General features: G+C 32.9%; 22 protein-coding genes and 5 pseudogenes. 18 read left to right on the forward strand and 9 right to left on the reverse strand.

All coding sequences use genetic code 11. From position 1 onward, the window contains the following. Genes DK858_RS09585 through DK858_RS09595 form a run of 3 tightly spaced genes read right to left on the reverse strand, consistent with a single transcriptional unit; the run spans position 1 to position 2,526 of the window. Entirely contained in the window at positions 1–807 is an 807-nt protein-coding gene (locus DK858_RS09585) for a hypothetical protein (protein WP_109397205.1), read from the reverse strand. Further along, entirely contained in the window at positions 791–1,135 is a 345-nt protein-coding gene (locus DK858_RS09590) for a hypothetical protein (protein WP_109397206.1), read from the reverse strand. The genes DK858_RS09585 and DK858_RS09590 overlap by 17 nt, the downstream gene beginning before the upstream one ends. A gap of 11 nt (positions 1,136–1,146) precedes the next feature. Beyond that, the gene (locus tag DK858_RS09595; protein WP_109397207.1) at positions 1,147–2,526 is read right to left on the reverse strand and encodes a hypothetical protein; all 1,380 of its coding nucleotides are present in this window, start codon (positions 2,524–2,526) and stop codon (positions 1,147–1,149) included. A 431-nt stretch (positions 2,527–2,957) separates the two neighbouring features. Here DK858_RS09595 and DK858_RS09600 point away from each other — a divergent pair. Continuing rightward, positions 2,958–3,125 (forward strand): annotated as a pseudogene (locus tag DK858_RS09600) (isocitrate/isopropylmalate family dehydrogenase); the annotation flags it as partial. 303 nt (positions 3,126–3,428) lie between these two features. On the opposite strand, the pseudogene DK858_RS09605 reads toward DK858_RS09600, so the two are convergent. Then, positions 3,429–4,298, reverse strand: a pseudogene (locus DK858_RS09605) (tyrosine-type recombinase/integrase); the annotation flags it as partial. A gap of 233 nt (positions 4,299–4,531) precedes the next feature. Here DK858_RS09605 and DK858_RS09610 point away from each other — a divergent pair. The 11 genes and pseudogenes from DK858_RS09610 to DK858_RS09665 all read left to right on the forward strand — a co-directional run bounded on the left by DK858_RS09610 (position 4,532) and on the right by DK858_RS09665 (position 11,972). After that, positions 4,532–5,053: a YagU family protein gene (locus DK858_RS09610; RefSeq protein ID WP_072062621.1), complete on the forward strand. Its 522-nt coding sequence runs from the start codon at positions 4,532–4,534 to the stop codon at positions 5,051–5,053. 245 nt (positions 5,054–5,298) lie between these two features. Further along, positions 5,299–5,751, forward strand: a complete 453-nt coding sequence (locus DK858_RS09615) for a carboxymuconolactone decarboxylase family protein (RefSeq protein ID WP_109397209.1) — start codon at positions 5,299–5,301, stop codon at positions 5,749–5,751. 379 nt (positions 5,752–6,130) lie between these two features. After that, the gene (gene cspE, locus DK858_RS09620) at positions 6,131–6,343 is read left to right on the forward strand and encodes a transcription antiterminator/RNA stability regulator CspE (RefSeq protein WP_004244726.1); all 213 of its coding nucleotides are present in this window, start codon (positions 6,131–6,133) and stop codon (positions 6,341–6,343) included. A gap of 7 nt (positions 6,344–6,350) precedes the next feature. After that, positions 6,351–6,491 carry a cold shock small protein YmcF gene (ymcF, locus tag DK858_RS18570; protein WP_418312483.1) on the forward strand — a complete coding sequence of 47 codons (141 nt, stop codon included), beginning with the start codon at positions 6,351–6,353 and terminating at the stop codon, positions 6,489–6,491. Positions 6,492–6,674: 183 nt separating this feature from the next. Then, positions 6,675–7,133 (forward strand): Hsp20 family protein, encoded by a 459-nt coding sequence (locus DK858_RS09625; RefSeq protein WP_023582443.1) that lies wholly within the window; start codon positions 6,675–6,677, stop codon positions 7,131–7,133. A 279-nt stretch (positions 7,134–7,412) separates the two neighbouring features. Continuing rightward, positions 7,413–7,949: an AAA family ATPase gene (locus tag DK858_RS09630; protein ID WP_109397210.1), complete on the forward strand. Its 537-nt coding sequence runs from the start codon at positions 7,413–7,415 to the stop codon at positions 7,947–7,949. Positions 7,950–8,290: 341 nt separating this feature from the next. Beyond that, positions 8,291–8,599, forward strand: a complete 309-nt coding sequence (locus DK858_RS09635) for a hypothetical protein (protein WP_228407279.1) — start codon at positions 8,291–8,293, stop codon at positions 8,597–8,599. A 727-nt stretch (positions 8,600–9,326) separates the two neighbouring features. Next, positions 9,327–9,539 (forward strand): annotated as a pseudogene (locus tag DK858_RS18325) (phosphate-starvation-inducible PsiE family protein); the annotation flags it as partial. Positions 9,540–9,639: 100 nt separating this feature from the next. Next, entirely contained in the window at positions 9,640–10,635 is a 996-nt protein-coding gene (locus DK858_RS09655) for a YbgA family protein (protein WP_109397211.1), read from the forward strand. 24 nt (positions 10,636–10,659) lie between these two features. Next, positions 10,660–11,169, forward strand: a complete 510-nt coding sequence (locus DK858_RS09660) for a lipocalin family protein (protein ID WP_109397212.1) — start codon at positions 10,660–10,662, stop codon at positions 11,167–11,169. A 161-nt stretch (positions 11,170–11,330) separates the two neighbouring features. After that, on the forward strand, positions 11,331–11,972 hold the full coding sequence (locus DK858_RS09665) for a hypothetical protein (RefSeq protein WP_109397213.1): 642 nt from the start codon (positions 11,331–11,333) through the stop codon (positions 11,970–11,972). 59 nt (positions 11,973–12,031) lie between these two features. On the opposite strand, the gene DK858_RS09670 is transcribed toward DK858_RS09665, so the two are convergent. Continuing rightward, the gene (locus DK858_RS09670) at positions 12,032–12,778 is read right to left on the reverse strand and encodes a retron Ec48 family effector membrane protein (RefSeq protein ID WP_109397214.1); all 747 of its coding nucleotides are present in this window, start codon (positions 12,776–12,778) and stop codon (positions 12,032–12,034) included. Between the two features lie 16 nt (positions 12,779–12,794). Then, positions 12,795–14,018, reverse strand: a complete 1,224-nt coding sequence (locus tag DK858_RS09675; RefSeq protein WP_109397215.1) for a reverse transcriptase family protein — start codon at positions 14,016–14,018, stop codon at positions 12,795–12,797. A 746-nt stretch (positions 14,019–14,764) separates the two neighbouring features. On the opposite strand from DK858_RS09675, the pseudogene DK858_RS09680 reads away from it, so the two are divergent. Beyond that, positions 14,765–14,833 (forward strand): annotated as a pseudogene (locus DK858_RS09680) (hypothetical protein); the annotation flags it as partial. Positions 14,834–14,900: 67 nt separating this feature from the next. After that, the gene (tnpA, locus tag DK858_RS09685; protein ID WP_109397216.1) at positions 14,901–15,365 is read left to right on the forward strand and encodes an IS200/IS605 family transposase; all 465 of its coding nucleotides are present in this window, start codon (positions 14,901–14,903) and stop codon (positions 15,363–15,365) included. A gap of 302 nt (positions 15,366–15,667) precedes the next feature. Here the strand turns inward: tnpA and DK858_RS09690 are convergent, their stop codons facing one another. Beyond that, positions 15,668–16,231: a hypothetical protein gene (locus tag DK858_RS09690; RefSeq protein ID WP_109397217.1), complete on the reverse strand. Its 564-nt coding sequence runs from the start codon at positions 16,229–16,231 to the stop codon at positions 15,668–15,670. A 661-nt stretch (positions 16,232–16,892) separates the two neighbouring features. On the opposite strand from DK858_RS09690, the pseudogene ymcF (DK858_RS18330) reads away from it, so the two are divergent. Then, positions 16,893–17,030: pseudogene (gene ymcF, locus DK858_RS18330) on the forward strand (cold shock small protein YmcF); the annotation flags it as partial. Between the two features lie 200 nt (positions 17,031–17,230). Next, complete coding sequence (locus DK858_RS09695; protein WP_109397218.1) at positions 17,231–17,689, forward strand: Hsp20 family protein; 459 nt, start codon at positions 17,231–17,233, stop codon at positions 17,687–17,689. 130 nt (positions 17,690–17,819) lie between these two features. Here DK858_RS09695 and DK858_RS09700 read toward each other — a convergent pair whose 3' ends face one another. Together DK858_RS09700 and DK858_RS09705 are read right to left on the reverse strand one after the other, a co-directional pair. Then, positions 17,820–18,461, reverse strand: a complete 642-nt coding sequence (locus tag DK858_RS09700) for an IbrB-like domain-containing protein (RefSeq protein ID WP_109397219.1) — start codon at positions 18,459–18,461, stop codon at positions 17,820–17,822. A gap of 12 nt (positions 18,462–18,473) precedes the next feature. Continuing rightward, complete coding sequence (locus DK858_RS09705) at positions 18,474–19,700, reverse strand: phosphoadenosine phosphosulfate reductase (protein ID WP_109397220.1); 1,227 nt, start codon at positions 19,698–19,700, stop codon at positions 18,474–18,476. A gap of 305 nt (positions 19,701–20,005) precedes the next feature. Between DK858_RS09705 and DK858_RS09710 the strand changes: the two genes are divergently transcribed. Further along, positions 20,006–20,665 carry a class I SAM-dependent methyltransferase gene (locus DK858_RS09710; RefSeq protein WP_109397221.1) on the forward strand — a complete coding sequence of 220 codons (660 nt, stop codon included), beginning with the start codon at positions 20,006–20,008 and terminating at the stop codon, positions 20,663–20,665. A 55-nt stretch (positions 20,666–20,720) separates the two neighbouring features. Continuing rightward, positions 20,721–21,122 carry a subtilase family AB5 toxin binding subunit gene (locus DK858_RS09715; RefSeq protein ID WP_072062617.1) on the forward strand — a complete coding sequence of 134 codons (402 nt, stop codon included), beginning with the start codon at positions 20,721–20,723 and terminating at the stop codon, positions 21,120–21,122. Positions 21,123–21,562 lie beyond the last annotated feature (440 nt).

Raw genomic sequence — 21,562 nt, forward strand, 5'->3', positions numbered from 1 at the left:
CTAACCAATTTTACTATGTATTTCGATTAACTTATTAATTAATGTTGAATGAAATGTAGATATATCAGAAATTCTTTTTTCCCGAGATTCTTCAGTGTGATTAAATACCCTCTCTTCTAAATCATCACAGATTTCTTCAAGCGTTTCAATACTATCATTCAGTAATTTAAAGCTATTAAATAAATATAATGAATCTCGTAACTCTCCTAGTTTAGGTAACAGAGAGTTACTTAAAGCGTCCTCAAACATATCAGAAGGCATTGATATTGACTCTTTAAATGTTTTAACGACATCAAATGCTAATCCATTTATTTTTGGCATAATAACTTCTCTTACCCAGTATCCTTCATTAATTGCTTCTTTACGTTCATTTTTATGTTGAATGTACGGAATACCAAAAGAAGAAGCTAATGCCACAATAGAAATGATGATTGAAAACCATTCAGGGCCATTTTCTGGCACTTTTATTACATTAAATATCTTTTGGGTTGTTGAGGGGAAATGATAAGAATTATCATTTTTCGATGAACTTTCATTTTCTAATAAAAATGATTTATCAAAGCGTATTTTTTCAAGTTCAGCTTTTGTCGAACTTTCATTTGAATTTAGCGTTATCACAATTGGATGTGATATCCTTTCGATTGTTGTATCTAATAACGGGAACTCATTATTAAATGGAGTATTGTTCGGATAATGGATAGATTCATTTTGAGAATCTGCTATAACGGAACATGCGTTTGAAAAAAAAAGAATGACAGATAGCACTGCCATTCTTAATGGAGAACTCATTTTAAAAGAAAGGTTCATTTTTATGCAAACCTCTCCTTACAGCACGATCTAATTCTGAAAGCATACCTTCTTTATATTCATTCCCATCTAGAAATATTTTACTATAAAATTCACTAGGAGAAGAATAATTCGGTAAAATAGTTTCAAGCATTCCTAAAAAATATGAACTTGAAATCACAATTCCCTTAGGGATTGATAGATAAAATTTGTCATACTGTGGTGATTTAAAGTTGTTGACACCAAAAAAATTAAATGCTTCGCGTCCATTCGAACGGCCTGCAAAGAGTTTTTTATTGCTATTTTTAACCAACTTATTGAAGTCTATAATGATATCTGACATTTTCATATACCTATTCCTCAAGTTCTCTGAGTCGCATTTTCTGGTAGAGGGAAGCGAATATTGATCATTACACCAGGGAATCGAGCGTTCTTCATACGCTTAAGATAGGTGCGATCAGGTTCAGATTCAAGTCCTATGTTGTTAAATGGATAAGTAAATATATCACTCTCATCATTATTTGCTAATTTTTGCTTTAATTTGTATGAGCCATCGAAGTTAATGTGAGTATTACCCGATACTAAGGTCATTCTTATACAACCTTTGATATCTTTTTTCATTTTTTTTAGACTATCGTGCATATCTTGGAATAGTTTAAGTAATTCTATAGTTCCAGTTCCCGAACTATCTGTTTCTTTTTCATTTTGACAACTTACTCGTCCCTGTAGTGCAGCAATAGTAACTAATCCTTCTCTAAACATTCCTTTTTTGTTTAAATGTTTGTTTACATATGGATTTACTTGTTTATTTAACGAATAATGCTCTTCTGGTAGCTCATCGAATGTTTCATCAATAGTTTTTCCAAAATTAAAAACAGCTATTTCACAGATAGGGCTGCGAAGATTATTGTTTACAAACCCTCTCAGATACCATCGAGGACGTTGTTTTAAAGCACAGTGTCTTTCGGCATTATCGAGTAGTTCCCCCATACATGAGGTTAAGTGTTTTTCGGCATCAAGAGTAAGCTTTAAGCTATGATCATTTAAGCATCTATTAATATATTTAGTGAATTTTTCTGCTGTAATATTCTTTGTATCCAGCGCAAACGCAGAAGCATTTTCTTTCCCAATACTATCAGCTGAAAAAATTCTTTGCTTGGGGTTGATTTTTTTTGATGATTCAGTTGCATCTAAGACTTTTCCGGGGTTCGTATTATTTATCTCTTTAACAAGACCAATATCTCTAATAATTTCAAGATACTGTTCATCTTTAGGGTAAACACCATTAATTAAGATCATAGAGTCTCTATAGTTAATGTTGTTATGGCGAGCAGCTGTTAATGCTACTCCAAGCAAGCATTCAAGTCCTAAACAGTGCGTTTTATTTCTTCTATAATTAAATAAATAGGATTTCTTTTCACCTCTTGCAACTAATTTTGTTGCTGCACTAATGAAAAGCAAAGAATTTTCTGGATTATCATATAGGTCAAAATATTTAGGAATTACTATTTTTTCTGCATTTTGACGCAAAATAGAGGAATCATATTCTTTAATGGTAGATATATCCTCAATGAATGATACGACCTGATTCTGAATAGGAATAGATTCATTTGCAAAACGTAGTTTCTTATTTTCACATGTTCTCGATTTTTTTTTATTCTTTCTTTTTACGCTAAAAATAAATCGTAGCCATCCACGCAAGAAGGCATCCCTTGAATTTTTTCTATTTTTTTTCTGCATTTTACAGTCTCAATATGATAGTCGGTATTTCGCTGATAGTATTAGTATACTTTCAGTTATTTTTTTTTCATCATAGAAATGAATAAAATAAAAGTCTTATCTGTCTTTTTATTAAAGATTTATATTGTGGCTGAAATATTTCTCATTTCCATCATGTTTTTAAAATAATCACACAATATATTAATAACTTTTCAGGATTTTATGCGTGTTTAATTTAAATACCTCAGTGGATTTATGTCTCGTTTGATATATCTAATAGCAAATATATTCTTTATCTCTTATACGAGCTTATATATTTAATCTATGGTTATCAAAACCAATAAAAGTATTATGGTAATCAACTAGTTATAAAAATGCATAATCACTGTCTTTTAAGTCTATTAAGAGTGAATATACCTTAATAAACAAATAGTTAATAATAGCGGTTTTATATAATGCTACGCCACATGGGCTGGACAGAAGCCGCTGATTTAATCATTAAAGGTATGGAAGGCGCAATTGCCGCTAAGACTGTAACTTATGATTTCGAACGTCAGTTAGAAGGTGCTAAACTGCTGAAATGTAGCGAGTTTGGTGACGCGATTATCAAACACATGTAATATAATTAGTGTTGTGAATTGATTACGGGAACTTAAGGGTTCCCGTTTTTGTTACAGGATTTTTTATGAGTGCGTGTAACGTGTTGATGCGTATTTTTGTATTAAAAGTAGCCTAATGTAGCAAAACCAAACAAACAATGAATAAAACGTAAGTGTTAAAATCAACACGTTAAAAGAGGCGATAAGGTTTTGTTTATGGCGAAATGGAAAAGAAAGAAAATAATCTGCAAACCGCATGATAAACGTGGCGAAAATTATCATTTGCAGATTATCTGATGAATTAAAATAAGGTCAGAAATAAGATTAACACGCGATGGTTATCCATTCTTTTCCACGAACATCATTATAACGGTCTGTCTGTGCTCGAGTGGCATGTCCTAATAACGCTTGCGTATCGATACCCTGTTTTCGATATAAACGTTCTGATAATGAACGTTGCTCATGAAAGGAAGCTGGCATTCCTTCACCCCAATCAATATTGGTTTTATTTCTTGCTTTGGTGAAATTCGTTGTCATCGTATTTGCGGTGACAGGGCCTCCTCGTTGCCCTTGTGATGTAGTCCGAAAATAGTGAATTAAATAGTGGCTTACCACGCGATCACGACAGCGGTCAACGATTTCTTTAAGTGAAACATTGATGGCTTGATTGCGTAAAGAAAGGGGAATGGCCACTTTAGCCCCCGTTTTTCCTTGAACAACATGTAAATGGTCATCCCAAATATCTTGAAAACGCATTCGTGAGATATCGCTAATGCGCTGACCTGTTACGAGAGCAAGGAGCATCGCATTACCCATATAACGATGTTGCTTGTCCGCTAAATCATAAATCTGATGCCACTCATCTAAAGTCAATCTTTGACGTTTTATCCGAGTTTTTGGCCTTTTGGTTGCCAATGCGGGGTTATAACCTGGTGGAACTTCACCCGCATGTTGTGCTTCTTTAAAAATATCACTAAAAACGGATCTAACGACCTGTGCCATTCTGTGCTGACCATTAGATTTATATTCATCCAGAATTTCAGCAATATCTCTGGCATCAACAGCGGGTAATGGTTTCATGGATAAGGCTTGCCTCATTAAATCTACCGGCTTCCTTTTTTGTTTATATGTATTCGGTTTTATATCACCTTCCTTTAAACGCTCTTCTTGAATAATCCAGTATTTATCCAACCAAGGAGCTTCGCTTTTTGCGGGGTTTTATTTTTTAATATATATTTTTAATTATTAATTAAAAAATTTGTTGGAAGTTTTTTGTTTTCATTGATTGTTTGTTTATATTTAAGATGAAATTTATTGTTATCCTATAAGAATAAATCTGCAGTATTTAACTAATAATTAAAATAATAAACAGGTATTCTTATCTCTACTATACTCATAATATTCAATTTATAGAGCGAGTATATATAATGATTGATTTGTTTAAATTAACGAAAAAAAGTTCTAGGCATATTGGTATAGCAATATACGTTGGTATTATAGCAGGTATCTTTTCAGCTTTAGTAAAATCTGGTTTTGAAGACCTAATTCCACCGAGAACACTTGAAACGACACCACCTCCGGTCGTCTTATTAGAAAAGCTAGGATTAAATATAGATACTATGACGTATCATTGGATGGGGTATAGTATTAATTGGGGCGGTAATGGTGTTCATATATTATTCTCAATAGTTATCGCTGTGATATATTGTGTTATTGCTGAATACTTACCAAAGGTTAAATTATTACACGGTATTTGTTTTGGTATTGGTGTTTCTGTTTTTGCTCATGGTTTAGTTGTACCATTATTAGGGTTATCTAGCTGGCTTTGGACAGCAGGTTATCAAGCATTAGTTTCTGAGTTTGTCGGAACCGCTTTTTGGATCTGGTCAATTGAAGCGATTAGACAAAATTTGCGTTATTGTTTAACTAAAGAAAAAGATGCTGAATAGATAAGGAAGTTCAACCTTAATCTGTTATAAATTTCTTAAAGATCGCCTAGGCGGTCTTTTTTATTATCTGCAACCTGTAAAGATTGCTTACGGGGTCACATGCTTGGTTATTCCGAATAAATCACAATCAATGCTAGTAGTTTAATGTTCATTTGAATTACTTATGTACATGACACAAATATGATAAAGATATTTGTAAAAAACTGGTTGTATATCCAGATGTTAGATATATCTATGGAGTATGTATGAATAGCCGAGTATCACTATCGAAAAAAAATGCTAAGGCATATAGTCAATTAATTACCATGAGTAATAATATTGATGAGCAAGCAATATTGGCTGGACTAGAAGAAGGCTTTATTCATCTGTTAAAGTTAAGGCTTTCACAAATAAATGGTTGTGCTTTCTGTGTAAGGCTTCATACACAGGATGCACAAAAATGTGGTGTAAGTATTGATAAAATAGCATTGGTTGCTACATGGAAGGAAACTGAGTATTTTTCAGAAAAAGAGAAATCTGCTTTGTCTTTAGCCGAGTCTGTGAACCTTATTCATAACGAGTATGTGCCTGATGATATCTATCAAGAATCTGCTAAATATTGGGATGAGGCACAATTAGCTTCAATTGAATGGATTTCAATAATTATAGGTGCGTTTAATAGAGTGGCGATTACTAGTCGTTATAGCGTTAAACCATAATCAATAAAATTACTTTCTAGATCTAAAGGCCACTTCTGTGGTCTTTTCTGTATATGCCGACTAACAGAATTAATCACAACACCTGACTTTCACAAGATCTGTGAGTCGGTACCTTTTAATAGGGTTTTATTTTCGATAGTATACAAGTGGTTTCATCGTTAAAAAATAAAGTTTGCTATCTGCATTTTTCTATGGCTTAATAGCGTCACTGGTTTGGAAGTACAGACCTATTTATGTTAGTAAGTTTAAAGTTGTTCCCGTTTAGCGTTATCCTCGATACCTCTTCATTGTGAATTCCTTCTAATTAATACCCATAAGTAAAAATACAAAACAAACCGCATATGCCTTATGGCAAATTAAATAAATTAAAGGAAATTCTATGTCTAATACAATGACTGGCACAGTAAAATGGTTCGATGAAGGTAAAGGTTTTGGTTTTATTACTCCAGCTGATGGTAGCAAAGATGTCTTCGTACATTTCTCTGCAATCCAAAGTGATAGCTTCAAAACATTAGCGGAAGGCCAACAAGTTTCATTCACCATGGAAAATGGTATGAAAGGCCCAGCAGCAGGCAACGTGGTGGCTCTCTAAAGGCGCTATTACTATTCGCCTCTATTTTAAATGCCCTTGTTGTAGTGGTTCACAATATAGAACATCACAATTTGATGTCACAGTGAACAATCCACACGGCGCAAAATGTATCTTTTGCAAAAGTGTGATGACAGCTCAAATGAGTTAAGCATTAAATAGTTGAATATACAAAACCTCGCTTCGGCGGGGTTTTTTGCTATCTACAATCTCATATTGGCTAAAGATAAAAAATTTAGGTTTTAAGGCTTGAAAAATACTTGCTCGTTCATATTTATATTTTGGGTAAATAAGATACCACCCATAATTCACTAAATACTGAAGGAGGAGTTATATGCCTAACATTAAACCTTTTTCATTATTCCCAACATTATCTGACAACTTACTTTCAAATCGTTTTGATCAGATAGATCGCCTGTTTAGTCAGTTAACAGGCAGTAAGCCAATTGCATCACCTGTACAGACTTATAACCTGAAACAGATTGATGATAACCACTATGAACTGACAGTGAGTGTGCCTGGATATCAAGAAAATGACTTATCGGTTTCATTAAAAGGAAGTCGTTTATTGATTGAAGGGAAAAAAGAAGAAAAATCAGAAGAAGACAATGATAAATGGATCCACCGAGGCATATCTCAAGGACAATTTACGTTGCAATTTGACCTCGGTAAAAATGTTAAAATAGAAAAAGCTGATTTATCAAGTGGACTTCTGACTATTGCTATTGAATATGAATTACCTGAAGAAGAAAAACGGCAAACAATAGCGATAGAAAATAAAGATAAAAAATAATTGGGTTAGATAACGTGAATAAGATTAAGGCTACGCATAATGTGTAGCCTTAATTGTTTTTGTCGGGGAATAATTGTATTTGGCCAGACTTGATTTAATGGGGTTAGTAGGTAAAACACAATTAGTTTTGAGCGAAGGCGGACACGTCAAGTATTAATACGAGTAGTAATATTCTTCGACTCTTGTCATATCGCTTGTCATAATAGCTTCACGAAATCCAACAATTTAGGGTTCGAAATATTTCAATGTTATTAGATTTCATTATTTAAAGGACAAGTTATGCTAATCATTTTCAGTGGTTTGCCTGGAAGCGGGAAAAGTACTATCGCTCAGGCTTTGGCAAAGCGGTTAAACGCTTTTTACTTGCGAATCGACACGATTGAGCAAGCCATACGCAAAGCCGATGAAGATGATCGCGAAATGGGGCCTGCTGGTTATTTTGTCGCTTACTCACTCGCCAGAGAGAATCTGCAATTAGGGGCAACAGTAATTGCTGACTCAGTGAATCCATTGGCGTTAACCCGTGATGCCTATCGAGATATAGCTTTATTCGCAAAAACTGGTTTTTTAGAAATTGAGATTGTGTGTTCCGATATAATTGAGCATCGTAAACGAGTTGAAACCAGAGTATCTGAAGTTGAGGGATTAACCTTGCCTGACTGGAAAGATGTCACAAACTTGACTTATGAACCATGGAACAGAGAACACCTTATTTTAGACTCATACAGTTTATCCAGTGATGAATGTGTCTCGCGGATCATTGACGTTCTTTCCCAATATTCGACACTTGAAAAAACTTCAAATGGAGGAAGTTAGTAAAGTCCGCTTCTGGCACTGAGCGGAATATCTAAATTGTAGGTATGAAAGAATTACCTAACACAAAATAAAAAAATGCCGATACGCTAGGAGTCATATCGGCATATAAAATAAACACAAGAAGCAATGTAAGTCATGTCGTATTAATTCGTATCAGCTCTGTCAAATTTGATACATGTGTAATGATAATTATTCTTATTTATATGTTCAACCCTAAATTAAATAAGGTTACTTTGTAGACTTTCCATCTGCGCCGACCACAGAATCAACACCCAATTATACCATTCATACAAGAGCTATGAGTCGGAACCTTATTAACTAAAATAAATCGGTAAATATTTATGTCAAAAGAGATAAGTGAATTACAGTTTAGTCTTCACTATGCTTCAGAAACAGACAGTGAAAAGAACACCTCTATCATTTTAACGGCCAATATCCATACGGCTGATGGTGAAACCCAACAACTGACGCAATTAATTTGCATGACATCTCCCGCAGGTAAAAAGCAATATCGAATCGGCTTGCAAAAAATTAGTGATGCTGGTGCTCCATTGCTGGTGGCGATGGAATCCTATTGGCGTAAAAACACACAGGAGAGTTGTGTTTATTTGTCAGAGAAAACGAAGCAATTTATTCAAGGGTACTTATAACAAACGAATACATGGATATGTATGGTCTTGTAATTGTTTCTAATGCGTCACTTAAAGAGTAGTTGCTTGAAGGTTTATTGAAGACACTTAAAAGTATCAATACCTACCTAATTTTTATCGTTTCACTTTTCACTCGCTCTCACTAATCATCAACGGACACTCCTCTGGGAGACTATGCATATGGATAAATTAACCAATGTTAGAACGGTATCGTAATTTAGGCATTAAAGATGGTTAGGTTCCGAATAATATTGAAGAGGTTTGTAATAATACTCATACAGCGATGCTAGAAGATTATAATATCAACGAAGGGACACAGCCTTTATATACACCAGAGGCTATCGAAGCATATGATAAATCTCAGGAGATAAGATAATGATTGATGTTGAAAGTATTTATAAAAACGAAAGCGTAGAGGATGTGCTTCTATATTTTTCCTCAAAAACGACGTACCCAAGCATTACTTGATTTTATTCTGAAGGACAAAAAGATCTCGTAAGTTATTTATCTTGTTATCTGCTCTAGATTATTATCCGACTCAAATATACTGAATGTAATTATCATTGTTTTATTGCTCTTAGTTGCATTCGTGATAGTTCATTGGTTCAGATAAATTCATTCCGCTATTAGCTTAACTGGGAGAGTATTGGGTTTTATTTAAATTAAAAATTGAGGTTCGATGCCTTGATTGCGACCTAATTAAATGTAAAGCCTCTCATCTATTTTTTATTTTGAATTTATTGCATTAATTATTAAATATTTTCAGTATAATTATCATTTTCCATTGTAATATTTTATTTACATCGCAATAACTGCGATAATTAGGTTAATTGTTGTTGAATATAAAAATACTCAGTTACTTATTGTTTACTCAGGAACGATACTGCTACTAGTTATTGAATTATATATTTCTAGTGCTGAAAGATTGAAACCTAATTAAAATTATAAAAGTAGTAAAAAAAGCATAATCTTACTAATATGAATACAGTTATGATCTACTATAATCAGATTATATGAATGTTTCATATGAGGTAGTAAGAATGTTTAACTCTGTTACAGATATTCACAAAAATAATTTTGTTGGTAAAAAAATTTTTGTAGGGATTAGCACTTGTTTATTAGGGAATAATGTTAGGTTTGATGGTGGTCATAAGCGCTTTCTTCTTGCCGTAGATGAACTATCTGATTATTTTGAATATCAATCGGCTTGTCCTGAGATGGCTATTGGTTTACCTACACCAAGGCCCGCACTAAGATTAGTTAAATCAAATTCAGGAGAAATTGCATTAAAATTTAGTAACGGGAGTGAAGGTGATTTAACTGAAAAGATGAATCGGTATTCTGTTGAGTATTTAGAGAAATTTAATCAGTTTAGTGGGTATATTGTTTGTGCAAAATCACCAAGTTGTGGATTAGAGCGTGTTCGTGTATATGATCCTATTGGTAATGGTAATCGGAAAGCAGGGACGGGTATTTTTACAGAAAATCTGAAAAAAATGATGCCTTGGTTACCAATAGAGGAAGATGGGCGATTGAATGATCCTCATATAAGAGAAAATTTTGTTATACGTGTATTTGCACTGGATGAGTTGAATGAATTGAGAATGGACGCATTTACTCGTCAGTCTTTAATCGATTTTCATACAAGATATAAACTGCTCTTATTGGCTCATTCTCAACCTCTTTATAGAGAGTTAGGTCGCTTTGTTGCTAATAATAAAGAATGGCATTCATTGGAAGCTTTTTTTGATGAATATCGAAATAGATTTATGACATTATTACAGCACCAAGCAACACGACGTAATCATACCAATGTTCTTATGCATATACAGGGGTATTTTAAGCGCTATTTAACACCAAATCAGCGACAAGCATTAAGTCAATTGATTTTAGAATATCGTCAAGGAATACAGCCTTTATTAGCACCTTTAACATTAATTAATCATTATCTATCAGAGTATCCTGATAATTATTTGAGTAAACAGAGATATTTTCATCCTTATCCTCAATCCTTAAGATTACGTTATGGATTATAATAAACTTATTGATAGGAGGAAAATATGATACGTTCTTTTGTCACTTTTTTAAGTTCATTTATTCTTACTGGATGCAATGTTATTCCTCCGAGTGATATTGAGCCTATTAATAATTTTGAACTATCACGTTATCTTGGGCAGTGGTATGAGGTCGCTAGAATAGATAATCGTTTTGAAAAAGGCTTAACGAAAGTTACCGCAAATTATTCATTACGAGATGATGGTGGTGTTAAGGTTATTAATCGAGGTTGGAGTCAAAATAAACATCGCTGGAAAGAAAGTATCGGTAAGGCTTATTTTGTTGGTTCATCTAATAAAGGTGCATTAAGAGTATCATTTTTTGGTCCGTTCTATGGTGGATATAATATCATCAAATTGGATAAAAATTATCAATATTCTTTGGTTGTAGGGCCAGATAAAGATTATTTATGGATATTATCACGTACACCGACCATGCCATCAAATTTGTTGAATGAATATATTAATTTTGCAACATCATATGGATTTGATAGTAACAGGATCATAGTATTTTAATAAAAAAGTATATAGCTGAATTTAAATACTATCTAATTTAATTATTATTTGAAGATGCTCATTAATATTATCCATTGTAATAACACTGGAAATAGTTATTTATACCTAAGAGCATGGGATTTATGAATTAGCGTTATCCAGACCAGTCATTTTGTTCTTATATGAGTAAATATGGTGTATTATTTTTTAATCAGGGTATTACCGAAGAATTAACACCTTATGAATCAGCCGTATTTTTAAAGAAGATAAAAACTAAGCCGGGATTAATTAAAGTTATCGAAGGTAATAATAACGCAGTGCCACTTATTTTTATTCGAGTTCTTGATTCCTCGAATCCATCATTAAGTGGGTTATCTGAAGTAATTTATGAGAACAATGCGTGGTGTGTGAATTTAATCGATACGATTCAAGGTAATTCAGCAGAATATGAACTCTATGTATTTGTGAAGTCTTCTTATCATATTTCACTTCATCCTCAAAAATGGGGAATTCAAATCTATCATAAAGGTGTTATTACACATGCCTCAAGCCAAAGACCACTTAATTTATTAGAGGGAAATAACTTTGTGCTCACAGGAAATAATTGGAGTGGCGTGGATGTTAGGTTTCCTTGTGCGGTATTAATCACAACAATAGGGCATATTGGGATGATGGATTCGATGGGAGGAAAAACAATTAGGGTAACTCTTTGTGGCCGAGGTAACCGTATTATCCCTCATTCCATGATAGTTTCAGGACAGATGTCAACAACCTCACTAGGAAAGCAGTGTTTTTATATTGATGTGAGGGAGTATGGTGGGTGATAGAAAACCACCATAACGAGTTGGGTATGTAAGGTCGCTAAAGCAAAAGTATAAATTTATTATCTATACAGTCTTTTTACTAATGGTTCTATGGATGATGAATAACAAAATTCTCTATTAATATTATCTATCAATTCAAAAACTTGATCTTCAACCTCATAGTAATCATTTCTGGGTAATCGTGGATGAGTAATTCCAAAATCTCGAAGCAAAGTCGTGATGTTTATTTGGTGCTTTACGTAAGAGAATGAACCTGATTTTGCATGTGAGCATGCATTATTTGACTCAGTAATAGCGCTATTTATTTTGATAATCAGATCGCGGTAGTCTTGAGAGATGGATGTAGAGCCAGAGCGGGACTTATTAAAAATAATGTTATACCATTTAAATATATCAAACGAAGATGGGGATAGACGATCTCTTTTATTGATTTCGTATGATAAGTACTCTTGAAATATCTTAAAGTGCGAAATATGGTTACCGAGAGCTGACACGCTAACACTATTAGTATACCCAAGTAAAGCAACAACTATACCACCGATGCTTGCTACTAATCCCAATAATATGAAAGTTGCTTGTAGTATTAATATGGACTGTGAATAACCTTTAGTGAAGTTTGAAATACAGGTATTATGGAAACAAAAATTTCGACTAAAAAAGCCTTCTTGTATCCCAGTAAAAAATAATGAAGTTATAAAAAGAATAATGCCTAGAGAAATAATAGTAATCAAACATAGGAGCAAGTATCTAAGAGGAGGAGAGTCTATTCTTTCTAGAAGGAAATATCTTTTAAAAAATTTTTTCATTACCTTAACCTAAAGATTATTGTATATAGCTTGGTTTTATAACTTTTGTTTTATCGCGAAATATAATAGCTTCTCGCACAAAGGTTCGTTGTAAGATGTTTATACGCTCATGCACTCTATGATATCTTTTCCAATACCAATAAGTATCATGCTTACCTTTATTAAAATCATCCTCAAGGTTGGCTAAGGAAATAGAAACTCTTTCAAGATCTTTTTTTGATGGTAAAGGAAGTAATTTCAACAGTCGATTTACTAAGTTCTTATATTGAGAGTGATTTACTCGCTTAAGCTTATTGACTCGGCCCATACATCTATTGAAGTCTTTTCTATACGCATGTGTTGTTCGATAATTTCTTTCCGAGGCTAAGCTTTCAATGTTGCGTACGGATGCTCTAATTAGTTTTGCCTCGTATGAAGGGAGCCTCGGTTCAGAAAATGAAACTCGCAACCCGTGAACTGTTAATGGAGTAGTCGATGTATAATACTGCTGAGTTTTTTTCAAGTTAACAGGTAAATCTTTTTCATGCAGCATATTGATAATTATATCTTTCGCATATGAAAAGTCATAATTAGATATAGTTGATGATACTGTGATATCGTCGACTAAACGAGTGTACCTTAAATTTTTTCGAGATAACCTATCAACAATTTTCCATTCAACGTCATATAAACATAAGCAAGATAAATAGCTTGACGTTAAAGCACCTTGTACTAAATGCCCTTCATAACAGCAGATATTCGTCAAAGCCTTTGATACATCATCACTAAAAAAGAAGAAATTGGAGAATATATTTTCAACATGTATTGCTTGAACATTATCGAAAAAGTTTTTAATGTCTACTTTTAGAAGACTTTTCGATTGGCAATGAACTCGTGCGCATGCAATGTAATCTTTTTGTTCAATATCTTCATCCAGAAATTGATTTGGAATTGAGCCAAAAAGATATGATGCCCAAATAATAGGAGGATTCTTTTTTTCTCGTCCTGTCGGAGTATATATATTAAATATTCTCCTGTTTATTCGACGTTGAATTTTTCTAATCGATGATTTTGGATTATAAACATTTCTTATACTACCATCACTTTTCTCAACTGCAGAAGGAGTGTATCTTTCTTTATCAGGAGTTGTTAAAACTGTTTCAAGTTCAGTTCTTGTTATACTCAGAGTAGAACATAATGAATCAATAGAGTTTATTGCGGAGACAGTATTCTTTTTGGTATGGCGTATTTGGAGAGACATAATAATCCTTTATACAATATAAGCTTGATCACCTCAAATAAAGAGGGCTGGAGGGTATGTTGCTTTTATCGGCTATAACTGACAACTGCCATACACCCCCATGATCAAGCTTACCGTCCAACTCTACTCTGCGTAGCCGAGAGAGGGGCCTGTGTGGGGCTTCTCCCGAATAGCTTAGTTAAACTAAGCGCCTTACGGCATTAGTCAATTGAAGATAAGTAATCTCAGCCGATTGTTGCAAAAAAGCGATTCGCTAATGCAAGTTTATATATACACTCATTTGATATAATTGTCAAAATATATCAAATGAGTGTATATAATAGTATCGTGAAAATTAATCTAATTCTTAATAGAAAAAAATCCCTAACTATTCCATTAAACCAGCGTGTTGCTTAAAGCTGACAATCAAACTTGAGATATTGCATAATAAATTGTTATTTTGTTTTTTTTAATATTCACTACATTAGTATAGTGAAAAATATTCAAATTAAATAAAAATCCCTAATTTATTTCCAGTATGAATTATTTTAATTAAATTTTCACTTTCTATTATTTAATATAAATACTAGGTTAGTATACTTGATAGTAAATTTAATAAGCTTTCGAACACTTTAAATTACTTCCACAAAACCACTCCAACCCGAACTAAAAATCAACCAGTTACATACAAACCAAGATCACATAAAAAATAAATTATCTCCTCAATAATTATAATTTATTTAATAAGTTACTTAATTATTATGGGTATAATGCTACGCTATATGGGTTGGACAGAAGCTGCTGATTTAATCATTAAAGGTATGGAAGGCGCAATTATCAAATATAGGTAATTGTTAATTTGATAAATAGTTAACGGGAGCTTATTAGTTTCCGGTTTTTATTGTGGGCATTAAAGCACAAATCTCAGCACATACAAAGTGGCTGTGTAAATACCATATCGTCTTTTCGCCGAAATATAGACGGAAAGTAATTTTTAATAAAATTCGTTCAAGTATAGGTGAGATCCTTCGAGACCTTTGTAAGTATAAAGGTGTGGAAATAATCGAAGGGCATCTTATGCCAAATAATGTTCATATGTTAGTGAGTATTCCATCGAAGATATGCGTATCAAGTTTCATGGGATATTTGAAAGGTAAAAGTTCGTTGATGATCTTTGATAGACATGCCAATCTCAAATATAAATTTGGCAACAGAAAGTTTTGGGCGGAAAGGTTCTATGACACAACAGTTGGACTCAATGAAGCCTCTATTCAAAAGTATATCAGAGAGCAAGAAAAGTCGGATTTAATCTTGGATAAATTGAGTAGTAAGAATATGAAAACCTCTTCAAGGGGTAAGTCAAAGTAGCAAAGACACTTAGCTTGAACGAAGAGAAAGCAGCGTCATTAAGGCGCAGTCGATAACAAACCCTTATAGGGCGAGAGCAAACCACCCGTTTTACGGGTGGTTATGATTACCTAAAAATATCATCGTTGATTAACTTTATGTAAAATAATTATTATATATCTTAAAGTGAAAAAGCTTTTCACTCCATATATCAAGTGTTTCTCGTTTGAGGGGGAGTCAATAAGTTTATCCACTCTGTTTTTAGAAAATAGTTTACATAAGTTAAATGAGGTTTAATAAGGTGGTAAGTAATATTATTAGCTTTAATCATAATTCATTTTACCTGTCCAATAACTTACTTTACCTTTGCATTCTTTGTCGCTTCCCCAGCCATCATTTACAAAGCTATTTGTTGTTAAATCAAAGATATTTATTATTCCTAAATTGTCGTCATATAAATCATAGTCATGACCTTCTTTAGGTATAAATCTATGTCGGTATGTTGTAATTGTTTGTGTGTATTGAGAACGGAATGTTACTGCTTTATATTCTAATTCAATCCGCTGATTAGCTTTTATTTTATATTCTAGAGCATCTAATCCTTGCATTTCTTTTGATGCGGGTAACATTCCAGGTATTTTTTTGTTATATGTTGATTTTATACCAAAAATATTAAATCCAGGCCCCAAACTTTTTGTATCAGTGTGTTTATAGCAGTCCCCGTCTTTCTCATAAATATTCATCGTAAGTGGGTATGCGTAATTTTTAGCCCTAATTCTTGAAAAATCAGATCCTTGGTAATCTTCTGGTGAGGATGCTAATCTAACTGCACAGCCAGAAAGTAAACATATTGATGTTGCTATAGTAATGATTAATTTCTTAGACATAAAAACTTTTCCTTTTTAAATATCTTAGAGAAAATAGCAATGGTGAGTTGTATATATAAATATGGAACTCTATGTATGTAACTTTGTGTTAGCATTTATTTAATCTTTTAAAAAAGATCAAAATATTCATATCGGTTTTTAATAAAAAAACCCCAAGTGAGTTGGGGGAAGTGAGTTATATAATGACATAGGAAAAAATATTGTAGGTATCATTTATAATAAAATAATTGTTAATTGCAATGCTTTTTTGGGGGATTTATTATTTTGAGATAAAAAAATACTAATTTAGTATCAGTTTTAATAGTAAGGTTTTTCTTCTTTTTGAAAGGAAGGTAAAAAAAATCCATCTTTTTAGATGGATTAAAGAAATGTATATATCAATCGTATAATGAAAATGACGAAATTTATCGAATAAAGCAAATTTAAATAAACGGATAATGTCTAATAACGTTGCTATTATTAATTAATATAATATAAAATAGCAATGATTATTTTTCATAAATGCATTTTTATTGTATAAAAATATCAAAAAAATATATTTTTCATGGTGAGAGTTGTTGTTAATTATTTGATGGTTAATATTTTTCTAAAAAATATTAAAATGAAACATTTAATATCGAATACTATATTTATATTATGAAAGAAATTGCAATTAGTACATCTGCTAGATCATATCGAGCAACAGAAGACCTTGTTTAAATGCCCTTGTTATCGCGGTTCACAATATAGAACATCACAATTCGATGTCTCAGTGAACAACCCGGGCGGCGCAAAATGTATCTTTTGCAAAAATGTGATGACAGCTCAAATGAGTTAAGCATTAAATAGTTGAATATACAAAACCTCGCTTCGGCGGGGTTTTTTGCTATCTACAATCTCATATTGGTTACAGATAAAAAAATTTAGGTTTTAGGGCTTGAAAAACTCTCGTTCGTTCATATTTATATTTAGGGTCAATAAGATACCGCCCATAATTTACTAAATACTGAAGGAGGAATTATGCCTAACATTAAACCTTTTTCATTATTCCCAACATTATCTGACAACTTAGTTTCAAATCGTTTTGATCAGATAGATCGCCTGTTTAGTCAGTTAACAGGCAGTAAGCCAATAGCATCACCTGTACAGACTTATAACCTGAAACAGATTGATGATAACCATTATGAACTGACAGTGAGTGTGCCTGGATATCAAGAAAATGACCTATCGGTTTCATTAAAAGGAAGTCGTTTATTGATTGAAGGGAAAAAAGAAGAAAAATCAGAAGAAGACAATGATAAATGGATCCACCGAGGTATATCTCAAGGACAATTTACATTGCAGTTTGACCTCGGTAAAAATGTTAAAATAGAAAAAGCCGATTTATCAAGTGGGCTTCTGACTATTGCTATTGAATATGAGTTGCCGGAAGAAGAAAAACGGCAAACAATAGCGATAGAAAACAAAGATAAAAGCTAATTGAGTTAGGTAACGTGAATAAGATTAAGGCTACGCATTATGTGTAGCCTTAATTGTTTTTGTCAGGGTTTTAAATTGGATTAATTTAAAACCGAGTTGATTGGTTTTATCGGTAGAAAACAGTTATTTTTTATTTTACTGTCCAAGCCTCTGAGAAATGGCGCTTTGAAAATAATTCAGCTAATCCACAGATTTGTTTTAAGCGTAATACTTCATCTTGTGACATACCTAGTTCATCACCAATTCGTTTATCGCTCCATCCTAATCGAGATAGATCTCTAACTATATCTGACATCGCTGCGACTTGATGTTGTCCTCTTGCTCGATTATGCCGAATAGTAGTTGCTATTTGATCTGACATTGTGTTGTTTTTAATATCAAGGATGGTGACGGGCAAATAATTATTAATCCGTTTTTTTAAGGCATTTTCTTTGCTTAATAAATAACGATGATAGCCATCAATGATTTGCCATTGCAATTGTTTAGTTTTATTTTGTTGTGCAGACAATACTACAACGGGTTGAGTATAACCGTCTTTTATTAATGAGGTTTTGAGTAATCTCTTTTCTGTAGGAGACATAACATTAGGATTGTAGTCATTTGCTACGACTTGATTTTGCTTTACCCAAAGAACACAATCTATAGGTTCATTTTTGAACGGGCTAATTTGATGAAGAAATAATTTAATTTTGTTTATCGCTTCGATTTTTTGTTCATCATTTAGTTTTAGCAAATAATCTTTTAGTGAAGAAAACACTGTTTCAATAGTCATATTTACCTCTTGTTAAATCAACTGCCAATTTTTACGTTTTTCCTGTATCCGTTTGCAATATCGGTCATAACAGTGTGATTTGGTAGGACTAAATGCTAATGTTCTACACCAAAAATCATTACGTAAAATAGTTTTACAGATCCGTCGCCAAGACGGGATTTGTTTACTGCTAGTATCACCGTCTTGTTCATCAGGTATTCCATTTGGGTAATCCCGTTCAGCATACCAATGAAGATAAACTGCGATTTTATTTCGGTAATGTTCGGCTGTTTGTTTTGGTAAGCTCGCTAGTAAAAAGTGGGCGTAAGATTTCCATGTATGATGGGTAGGTTTACTAATTTTACGTTGCCCAAAAAAACCTGATTTATTATGAGGGTGAGTGTATAACATACCTGCATCAGCACCGCTCACTCGTTCACAGGCGAGACTCCACGTCTCAGGTTCTAAAACATGGTATAACCATAGTCCTTTACGTTGTTCAGGACCAAATGGCTCACAAATGCGCATCTGACTTAAACTAACCCCAGCTTGGTGCATTAGATCATAAATAGAATTATAGGGGAGGTTAAAACGTGAAATGTATGTCCAAATATCTTTTACATGCCAGTCATAAATAGGATAGGCCATATAATAAAAACCTTCGGGTGATGCCGTTGTCCATGGTATATCATCAGCATAACGTAGTTTTTTGTTGTTATTGATAGCAATAAAGCGATTTAATGATTCATCGGCTCTGATCCCTAATAAAATAACTGAACTACGATGATTTCCTGTGATCCATTGATTAAATGCGGGTGTAAAGTCTTCAAAAATCATATTCGAATGATAAAAAGGGAAAAAGTTTGGATCAGTGATTGCATCTTCTGGAGGTTGTCTTACCCATTTTTTTTCAGGTTCCCAAGCCGTCCAAGTTGGTTCATATTGTGAGATCCCACTTTCTGTCGTTATAGGTAATGCTATCCAGTAAAATCGTTCCGTACAATCTGCATACAAAAGCTTCATTTTTGCAACATGGCTAATGGTAGCGGAGTATTGGACTTCCCAGTCAAGAAACATAACATTGAATTTTCGATGTCGCTTTCTTGCTTCTGCAGCAACAAGATGAAACAGAACAGTAGAATCTTTACCTCCAGAAAAGGAGAGAGAGATTTGTTCAAAAGTATCAAACAACCATTCAATTCGTGTTTGAGTAGCATCTAGCACATTAATTCCAAGAGGAATTTTGTATTTGCAAGACATAACTATCACCAGAATAAGTTAGTTAATAGTGATTATTACTTAATCATATTTAGATTATAAAGGTAAGTAATGGTTGCTGATTGTTACTGAAATTTACTTAAAATATAGAATAATAAATCATATGTCATTGTTATTATTGATAATTTTTAGTAATGAAAGCTTTCATTTATAATTAATAGAAATGAAGTAAGTGATTTAGTTAGTAGATGATATTTTAAAAATATTTCCTGATTTACTATTCGGTATTTCCAACTATTCATTCAAGAAATAAAAAATAAAATAGTCATTTTTTGATAGGGTATTGTATGACATTAAGTACACATGATGGAGCTAAAGTATATACACCAGTGTCATTGAAGCTATATGATTGGTGGGTGCTTAATATTTCTAATAGCTATGCATGGCAGTGTGATACGAATAAATATTTAATACCACATTTTAAAAATCATCTCGGCGATCGCCATATGGATATTGGTGTTGGAACGGGATTTTATTTAAAAAAATCTTTAAATTATATAAAAGAAATCTCATTGACTGATCTTAATTTACACAGTCTGAAACATACTAAAAAGTATGTACCTGATGATAAATTAATAAATTGTCTCCAGCATGATGTTTTTCAGCCTTTTTCTAATAAATTAAATGCATCTTATAATTCTATCTCCTTGTTTTATTTACTACATTGTTTACCAGGAACGATGGTTGATAAGAAAAAAGCGATAGAAAATATAAGTTATTTACTGACAGAAAAAGGGGTTTTATATGGCACAACGATTTTAGGGCAAGGAGTAAAACATAATATTTTTGGTAAAAAATTAATGTCTATTTACAACAAAAAAGGTATTTTTTGCAATTATTCTGATTCAGCGGACTCTTTGGAAGGAATGCTTTCCTCTTTATTCCATGACATCTCTATACATGTACAAGGTACTGTAGCTTTGTTCACAGCAAAGAATAAAAAATAATAAGAAATATTATTCTAATTAGAGGCTTTTTATCTTTATTTTATTAAGGAATAGTATGTTAGTGCGTAGTCTATTTTTTGCCTTTTCATTATTAACGCCAGCGGCATTTGCCACAGATACATTAAGTCATAATATTGAATATTATTCTAATGTTACGTTAACGGATTTTAATTCGGGAAAAATTGAAGATGGTCGGTATTTTTGTGTTAAAGCCATGAATCATGGTGGTGAAGTTATCGCCTGTGCAGTGTCTAACAAGTCAGATTGGGCTTCTTCTTATGAGCACTTTTTTCAGCAAGCACATTATTACTACACAACAGGTAAAAGCTTTAGATTATACGTTCAGCCCAATGTTTGGACTCATCCCAAATTTACTCGAGTATATTCAAATAAAGCGATAGCTGGATTCGCTAGTTGCCATAATAGTCGTTGCATGGGGCCAACAAAAGATAACTAATTGATTAATATTAAATGGTATAAATCCCATTAGAGTTTCAGATAGTTTTTTTAATGAGTGAAGAGTAAAAGAATACTCTATAAATGCTAACGTAATGGCATTTAGGAGGCTATATGAGATTTTTATTTAAAAGTATTTTTCTTGCCGTAGGTATTTTGTCTTCTAGTTTTGTTATGGCAGATAATGCTGAACTACATTAATCGTGTAGCTAAAGATATCGACGTTAGTGTAAACGCCCCCGAAGGGGGCGTTAAAGAATGGCTTGCAAAAAATGGTACGTCTTGATTTAAAAAGATTAATTATTGCTTTTTTAAGTTAACAGAGGCCTTTTAATGGGGGTTTTTATACGTTTAAAGCTATTATGTTGGATACAGATAAAGTGTTACTCATCTTTTAGTAACGAAAAATTTTTACACCACACATTACGTGAACCCTATTTT

The sequence above is a fragment of the Proteus faecis genome (assembly GCF_003144395.1).
Taxonomy (GTDB): Bacteria; Pseudomonadota; Gammaproteobacteria; order Enterobacterales; family Enterobacteriaceae; genus Proteus; species Proteus faecis.